This is a genomic window from Novosphingobium sp. (assembly GCF_031424035.1).
Taxonomy (GTDB): domain Bacteria; phylum Pseudomonadota; class Alphaproteobacteria; order Sphingomonadales; family Sphingomonadaceae; genus Novosphingobium.
Genome location: NZ_JANPGP010000084.1, coordinates 1 through 6,377, shown reverse-complemented (window position 1 = coordinate 6,377; position 6,377 = coordinate 1). Strand labels below are relative to the sequence as shown.

8 protein-coding genes are annotated in these 6,377 nt (G+C 63.8%); 5 read left to right on the top strand and 3 right to left on the bottom strand.

The window, feature by feature from the left end; translation table 11 throughout:
* The first annotated feature begins 145 nt into the window (after positions 1–145).
* On the top strand, positions 146–703 hold the full coding sequence (gene ssb / locus RMO89_RS12360; protein WP_310533440.1) for a single-stranded DNA-binding protein: 558 nt from the start codon (positions 146–148) through the stop codon (positions 701–703).
* A 104-nt stretch (positions 704–807) separates the two neighbouring features.
* Here ssb and RMO89_RS12355 read toward each other — a convergent pair whose 3' ends face one another.
* Positions 808–1,317 (bottom strand): DUF177 domain-containing protein, encoded by a 510-nt coding sequence (locus tag RMO89_RS12355; RefSeq protein WP_310533438.1) that lies wholly within the window; start codon positions 1,315–1,317, stop codon positions 808–810.
* Positions 1,314–1,844, bottom strand: coding sequence for a ubiquinol-cytochrome C chaperone family protein (locus RMO89_RS12350; RefSeq protein WP_310533437.1), 531 nt, complete (start codon positions 1,842–1,844; stop codon positions 1,314–1,316). The genes RMO89_RS12355 and RMO89_RS12350 overlap by 4 nt, the downstream gene beginning before the upstream one ends.
* A 149-nt stretch (positions 1,845–1,993) precedes the next feature.
* Between RMO89_RS12350 and RMO89_RS12345 the strand changes: the two genes are divergently transcribed.
* The 3 genes from RMO89_RS12345 to hslU are packed head-to-tail and all read left to right on the top strand — an operon-like array spanning position 1,994 to position 4,371.
* Positions 1,994–2,491, top strand: coding sequence for an outer membrane protein assembly factor BamE (locus RMO89_RS12345; protein WP_310533436.1), 498 nt, complete (start codon positions 1,994–1,996; stop codon positions 2,489–2,491).
* A gap of 45 nt (positions 2,492–2,536) precedes the next feature.
* Entirely contained in the window at positions 2,537–3,064 is a 528-nt protein-coding gene (hslV, locus tag RMO89_RS12340) for an ATP-dependent protease subunit HslV (protein ID WP_310533434.1), read from the top strand.
* Positions 3,065–3,069: 5 nt separating this feature from the next.
* Positions 3,070–4,371, top strand: a complete 1,302-nt coding sequence (gene hslU / locus RMO89_RS12335) for an ATP-dependent protease ATPase subunit HslU (protein WP_310533432.1) — start codon at positions 3,070–3,072, stop codon at positions 4,369–4,371.
* Positions 4,372–4,518: 147 nt separating this feature from the next.
* Here the strand turns inward: hslU and RMO89_RS12330 are convergent, their stop codons facing one another.
* Complete coding sequence (locus RMO89_RS12330; RefSeq protein WP_310533430.1) at positions 4,519–5,943, bottom strand: peptide MFS transporter; 1,425 nt, start codon at positions 5,941–5,943, stop codon at positions 4,519–4,521.
* Between the two features lie 151 nt (positions 5,944–6,094).
* Here RMO89_RS12330 and RMO89_RS12325 point away from each other — a divergent pair, with 151 nt between their 5' ends.
* Complete coding sequence (locus RMO89_RS12325) at positions 6,095–6,313, top strand: DUF1737 domain-containing protein (protein WP_310533428.1); 219 nt, start codon at positions 6,095–6,097, stop codon at positions 6,311–6,313.
* The last annotated feature ends 64 nt before the right edge of the window (positions 6,314–6,377 follow it).

The window sequence follows — 6,377 nt, the reverse complement described above, 5'->3', positions numbered from 1 at the left end:
ATCGCCGTCACCCGGCGTGAGACGAATGGGTGGAAATGGCCGGTGTTCATGTTGCTATACCTGTTCGGCCTGGCCTACATCTTCGCGGGAATCACATATTGGAGCGCGCTGGCGCTCGGACTTTAGCGAAGAGAGAGTTTTTTCCATGGCAGGCAGCGTCAACAAGGTCATCCTGGTCGGCAATCTGGGCGCGGACCCGGAAGTGAAGTCGTTCCAGAACGGCGGCAAGGTCTGCAATATCCGTATCGCCACGAGCGAGTCGTGGAAGGACAAGAACACCGGCGAAAAGCAGGAACGCACCGAATGGCACACCGTGGCCATTTTTGGCGAAGGGCTGGCCGGGGTGGCAGAACGCTTCCTGCGCAAGGGCTCGAAGGTCTACATCGAAGGCCAGCTGCGGACCCGCAAGTGGCAGGACGCCCAGGGCAATGACCGCTATTCGACCGAAGTTGTGCTGCAAGGCCCCGGCGCAGTGCTGACCATGCTCGACGGCGCGCCCGGTGGCGGCGCTGGCGGCGGCGGCGGCCAGCGTTCGGGCGGCGGTGACTGGAGCGGTGGCTCCGGTGGCGGCCAGCGCTCGGGCGGTGGCGGCGGTGGCCAGTCGGGCGGCTGGAATCAGGGCGGCGGCGGCTCGTCAGGCGGCGGTGCTGCCGGCGGCGCGGGCGGTTTCGCTGACGATCTGGACGATGATATCCCGTTCTGATCGAACGACTGTGCGGGCGTCATCCCGGGCTTGACCCGGGATCGCTGGCCTTTTCGTCGGGCGGCCGGTTCAATCCCGCCAGCGGTCCCGGATCAGGCCCGGGATTATGAATCCTTCTTCAGTGCAGCCAGCGCGGCAAACGGGCCGCTGGCAGACTCATCCGCAATCCCGGCCTTCTTGCGCGCCTCGTCGGCTTTCGGGCCGGTAAGGTAGGGATCAATCGCCAGCGCCAGCGTCTGCGCGACTTCTTCGCCAAGATCGAATTGCCCGCCGGAATAGGCGATCTCGTCGAGGTCATTTGCCTCAAGCTCGATCTCCTCGTTCGGCCGGTGCTGGCCGTCATCGCGCACGAAGCGCAGCGCGATCGGCGCATCGATTGCGACCGGCAGTTCTTCGCCGGAAACCGCGCAGCTCTGCACGATGACAGCCTTGAGCCGGCCGTCAGCCTTGACCACCGCGCCATCGGCTTCCAGCGAAACCATCGCTTCCAGCCGGTCAACCGAGACCAGCGCGAAGCGCTTGGCCAGAGCCGTGCATTCCTCAGCGTTGGCCACAAGGTGCAGCGGCGCGGCGGTGAGCAGGCGCGGATCGATCATGCGGCTGAATTCGCTCACTGTGCAGGCTCCAGGGCAAAGTCCCCGACAAGCAGCGCGGCGCCATCCTTGGCGGCGAGCGCCTCGTTGAGCTTGCGCATCATCCCGGCGGCCACGGCGGGATCGCTGCCCTCGTTCAGCGTCACGTTGCGGGCGATTGCCTCTTCCAGCGGCGCCGAATCTGCCGCCGCGAGTCCATCGCGGTAAGCCCCCAGCCTTCCGCCGAGAGCACTCATCAATCGGCCCATGTGCTTGCCGACCACCATGTCGCCGACGCCGGACTGGCGCAGCTGGCCGTCCATATCGTCAACGAACAGCTCGGTCAGGCGCACGGATGGCTCGATCAGCGCCTCGTCACGCTCCATGCGCAGCAGAACCGTGCAAAGGATCAGTGTGATTGCGTCGAATCGGCCGGGAACGGTGTCGGCAATGCCGGCATCGCGGTACCACGCCGGGTCGCGCGACAGTTCGACCACGCGGTGCCATAGCGGGCGATAGGCGCTGAGATCATCGCCCTTGGGGCGCAGCAGGCGCTTGAACAGGGACATGGGCGGCGGGGTCCTTTCGTTCACCGGGAATTCAAATGCAGCCACTAGAGCTTTTGGAGCCATGCGCCATTGCGCAGCGGCGTCAGGCTCTTTAAGGCAGGCGTCGATATAGTTGGCATCCGCGCCAAGGCAATGATCGGAGCGAATACATGCGGCATACTCGGCTGATGAGGGCAGGTCTTGCGGCCATTGTGGCCGTGGCGGCGCTCTCGGGCTGCGCCTCGATCAAGGATCACCGTGGCTATCTCGTCGATACGGCGCTGATTGACGCGGTCCAGCCGGGGATCGACAACAAGACCTCCGTCGAACGCTCGCTCGGTCGGCCGACCTTCATTTCGGACTGGGGCCAGAAGGACTGGTACTACGTCTCGATCGACACCAAGCAGGCCGCTTTCGCGCGTCCGCGCAGCTCCAGCCAGACGATCCTGAAGGTCAGCTTTGACCCCGCAGGTAATGTCGCTAATGTCGAACGCATCGGCATGGAAAAGGTCGCTCGGATCGATCCCGATGGCAACAAGACGCCAACGCTGGGCCGCGAACGTAGCTTCCTGGAAGACCTTTTCGGCAATATCGGCACCGTCGGCACCGGCATGGGCGGTCCTGCTGGCGGCGGCGGTGGCCCGGGCACGGGTCCCAACGGCAGCTGATCGCGCAATCTTGAACCACGCGCTGCGCGACTTATATCCCGCAGCATGAGCACACACAGCGAAGCCCACGGCATGGTCCAGTGGCACGGCACGACAATCATCGGCGTCAAGATCGGCGGTCAGACCGTCATTGCCGGCGATGGCCAGGTGTCGATGGGCAACACCGTGATGAAGCCGAACGCGCGCAAGGTGCGCCGCATCGGCGATGGCAGCGTCATTGCCGGGTTCGCCGGGGCAACCGCCGACGCCTTTACCCTGTTCGAACGGCTCGAAAAGAAGCTTGAGCAGCATCGCGGCCAGCTGATGCGCGCCGCCGTCGAACTCGCCAAGGACTGGCGCACCGACAAGTACCTGCGCAACCTCGAAGCCCTGATGATTGTCGCGGACAAGGACGTGTTGTTGATCCTCACCGGCATCGCCGCCATCGGATCGGGCGGCAACTATGCGCTCGCCGCCGCCAAGGCGCTCACTGACTATGAATCCGACCCGGAAAAGATCGCCCGCCGCGCGATGGCCGTGGCTGCGGAGGTCTGCGTATTCACCAATGACCGTGTCACAGTAGAAACAGTGTGAGCCAGATGAAAGACGCACTCACCCCCAAGGCCATCGTTGCCGCGCTTGATGAGCACATCATCGGCCAGACCGAGGCGAAGAAGGCGGTTGCCGTGGCGCTGCGCAATCGCTGGCGGCGGCAAAGACTCAGCCCCGAACTGCGCGACGAGGTAACGCCCAAGAACATCCTGATGATCGGGCCGACAGGCTGCGGCAAGACCGAGATCAGCCGCCGTCTGGCCAAGCTGGCCGAGGCACCCTTCGTGAAGGTGGAGGCGACCAAGTTCACCGAGGTCGGCTATGTCGGTCGCGATGTCGAACAGATCGCCCGCGATCTGGTGGAAGAAGCGATCCGGCTTGAAAAGGAAAGCCGCCGCGAAGCCGTGCGCGACGCTGCGAGCAAGGCGGCGATGGACCGGCTGCTGAAAGCGCTCGTCGGCGAAAACGCCAGCGAGGCGACCCGCGAGGCGTTCCGTCAACGCATCACCGAAAACGCGATGAACGATACCGAGGTGGAAATCGAGGTCGAGGACGCGCCCGCCATGCCCATGGATATTCCGGGCATGGGCGGCAATGTCGGCATGATCAACCTGTCCGACATGATGAACAAGGCGATGGGCAAGAACAACCTCAAGCGCCGCAAGCTCAAGGTGCCGGAAGCCTGGGACAAGCTGGTCGACGAGGAAGCCGAAAAGCGCATGGATCAGGACGATGTTGCCCGCGTCGCGCTGCACAATGCTGAACACAACGGTATCGTTTTCATCGACGAGATCGACAAGATCGCCGTTTCAGACGTGCGCGGCGGCTCCGTCAGCCGCGAAGGTGTGCAGCGCGATCTGTTGCCATTAATTGAGGGCACGACCGTGGCCACCAAGTACGGCCCGATGAAGACCGACCACGTGCTGTTCATCGCATCTGGCGCGTTCCACGTTGCCAAGCCGAGCGACATGTTGCCCGAACTTCAGGGCCGCTTGCCGATCCGGGTGGAACTGAAAGCGCTGAACGAGGACGATTTCGTCCGCATCCTCTCGGAAACCCGCGCCAACCTTGTCGAGCAGTACAAGGCGCTGCTGGCGACGGAGAAGCTGACGGTGGATTTCACCCCCGAGGCAATTCGGGAAGTCGCCCAGATTGCCGCGCAGGTGAACGAAAGCGTCGAGAATATCGGCGCCCGCCGCCTGCAGACGGTCATGGAAAAGCTGCTCGAGGAACTGAGCTTCGAAGCCGAAGACCGCGCTGGCGAGACGATCACCATTGACGCCACTTACGTCAGCGACAAGCTGACCGGCCTCGCGCAGGACGCCGATCTGTCGAAATATATCCTCTAGAGCGGCCCACCAAGACTTGCACTGCCGTCATCCCGGCGCAGGCCGGGACCCAGACCGCATAAAGAACGACGTCGCTTTGCGACGGGATTATTTTCAGTGCTGGGTTCCGGCCTCCGCCGGAATGACGAATTACATTTTCAGCCCGCTCTAATTTACCACGACCGTTGCTTCCTGCTTGGGTGGCAACGGCATCGTATCCTCGGCGTTCTTATGATCGAGCACGCGCGCGTAGAAGCGGCGGGTTAGCAGAATATAGACGCCGCCAGCGCCGCAGATCGATGCGTTGATCAGCCAGAAGCTGCTGGGTGTCATTTGTTCATAGAGGCTGCCCATGCGGCCGCTCAGCAGGCTGCCGCCAGAAATCGCCAGCGAATTGATCCCCACCAGCGTGCCGCGCCATTGTTCGGGCGCGCGGGTGGCGAAGATCGCCAGGATCACCGGGGCGACGAACACCGCGCCGTAGTTGGAAAAGACATGGAACAGCACCGGCAAATAGATCGGTGCGCGCCCGTCGCTGCCTGCCAGCCATGGCCCCACGCCCAGCATCGCAACGCTGGCGGCGAACAGCAACATGCCCATGCCGGCCTTGGTAAATTCGTCCGGCTCGCGTCCGCGCCGCGCCTGCCGCGCCCAGATCCACAGCGCCAGCGGGGTGAAGGCGGCCGGCGCCAACCCATCGAGCGACTGCATCCACGGCACTGGTACGTTGAAGGAACCGACTGTCATGGCCACGTGATCGCGCAGCCAGACATTATAGACATTCCATACCTGCGCTTGCGCGGTCCAGAAGGCGAGCGGCACCGGCCAGAGCAGGAACAGGCCCCAGACCCGGCGGCGTTCCACGGCGGAAAGCTTGCGCTTCTCGGCCACTTCGCCGCGCATCAGACGCGCGCGTTCGGCTGGCAGGTAGGCGCTGCCGACCAGATAGACGATGAAGCCGATCAACATGCCGAAGCCGGCCACGCCAAAACCGGTATGCCAACCCCAGATCGCCGCCACTGCGCCCGAGACGATCGGCGCTACGAAGGCTCCGAGATTCACCGCCAGATAGTAGTATTGGAACGCATTGGTCTCACGCGCATCGCCATCGGCATAAAGCGATTTGATCTGCGGTGACAGGTTCCCGCGCAGCATGCCCGCGCCGGTCATCAGCAGGATCAGCGCGATCAGGAAGGTGGCATCGAAGGCGAGGCAGAAGTGCCCGGCGGTCATCAGCCCCGCGCCCAGCCCCACGGCGATGCGCCGCCCGGTGAACTTGTCGCCAATCCAGCCGCCCACCAGCGGCAGGCCGGTAACAAAGGCGAGGTACAGCCCGAAGGTCTGGGTGGCGAGCGCGATGTCGCTCAGCGGCCCGGTCATCCCCTCGATCATGCCGCGATAGGCGGAAAAGCCGAGGATGTTCGACACGCGGTCCGGGTGAACCAGCAGGTCGCCGGTCATGTAGAGCACAAGCATGGCCTGCATGCCGTGGAAGGAAATGCGGTCCCAGAACTCGGTCCCGGCCAATACCCACAGGCCGCGCGGCTGGCCGAACAGGTCCTTGTGCGAAGGAGCAACAGCGGCTGAATTCATCGGCAATCACCTTTGCAGCGAAGAGTAGCGCGAGCCCATTCGTATCGAGCGGCGAAGGTGAACCAAATGTGACACTTGGCAAGAACAAACGGTTGCCGCGCCGCCGGCGCCTGCGCTAACCCAAAGCTCCCGAGTTCAGGAAAGACCCGACATGTCTAGCACGCCCCCAGATGGCCGCCTCGTCTATCGCTGCATCACCGGCAAGGACGACCACGCCTTTTGCGAGCGCGTGTCAAAGGCGCTGGAGGAAGGTTGGAAGCTGCATGGTTCGCCGAGCATTACGTGGAGCGTGCCGGACGACTGCGGCTATGTCGCGCAGGCGGTCGTGTGGGGCGGGGCGGATGTGCTTCACTCGTCGTCCCGGGCTTGACCCGGGACCGGTGGCCGGATTGAACTGCGGTCGCGCTGAACAGGCCAGCGGTCCCGGGTCAAGC